The following is a 1,024-nucleotide window of genomic DNA, read 5'->3' on the forward strand; positions in this document are numbered from 1 at the left end:
GCTGGGTTGGCGGCAAACCAAAGAGTGCGGACGCGCCAACGGAAACAGCTGACGCCATCGCATCAAAGTTTGACAGCCGCCTCCCGCGCCCAGAGCCGCAGTTTGCGGCATGACTGCACAAACGCAGCTACCGAAGCTGCCGAATCCAGCCGCCTCAGCCCCTCATCGGCATCGGGAGCGACGCCTGCTTTGATCAGGAGCGGCTCGGCCCCGGAGGTGAAGCCGATGAACTTGCAATGCGCAAACGCATCAGACACGAAATCCTTCGCAGCGGCCTCCGTGACCAGTAGCTCGGCGCCCGCCTCGGAGAGGAGCAGCACCACCGCGTCGAACAAAACGGATGGACCGCCGTCGATCATGTGCCTTGCCTCGATGTGGGTGCCGTCGGCGGCTTCGACGCCGCCCACCTTGGGCGCAACCACCTCCATCACCGCGCCTTCCGCTTCGATGGCGGAACGAAGTTCCTCGAACAGCGCGACATCGGCTCCATCGCTGAGCATGACACCGACTTTGCGGCCTTCGAAACTGTCGGGCCCGTTTTGGATGATGCTGAGCGCCGGCGACGGCGGCAAGTCATCGCGCGGTGGAACGGCGGCTTCGGCAGGTTCGGGCATGTCACGGATGCCGAGCTTGTCGGCGACCGTGGTCGCCAGCGTTTCATCGATGTTCAACAAATGCGAAACCATGCGTTCGCGGATCGCCGGTGCCTGGACCTTGCTCAGTTCAAACGTCAGCGCCATCGCGATGTGACGCTGCTCCGGTGGTGTCTGGCTGTTGAAGAATTGCCGGGCCTGGCTGTAGTGATCGGCGAAGCTCTCCGCGCGCAGACGTACTTTCTGCCCTTGTTCGGCATCGGAGAAAGAACGGAAGCCACGCTGCGGATCCTCGCGCGGTCCCAGTCCCCATGAGTTAGGTTCATAGTTGGCGCGACCGGCCGGATTGCGCATGGCCATGTGCCCGTCCTGTTGAAAATGGGCGAACGGGCACTTCGGCGCATTGACCGGCAGATGGGTAAAGTTCGGAC

1 protein-coding gene is annotated in these 1,024 nt (G+C 62.8%); it reads right to left on the reverse strand.

Going from position 1 to position 1,024, the window contains the following annotated elements:
* Positions 1-62 precede the first annotated feature (62 nt).
* Positions 63-1,024 (reverse strand): catalase-related domain-containing protein (locus tag EN884_RS36890; RefSeq protein ID WP_128361174.1); only part of this gene is annotated, 962 nt, incomplete at its 5' end.

The organism is Mesorhizobium sp. M7A.F.Ca.AU.001.01.1.1, from assembly GCF_004022735.1.
In the GTDB taxonomy this organism is placed as follows: Bacteria; Pseudomonadota; Alphaproteobacteria; order Rhizobiales; family Rhizobiaceae; genus Mesorhizobium; species Mesorhizobium ciceri.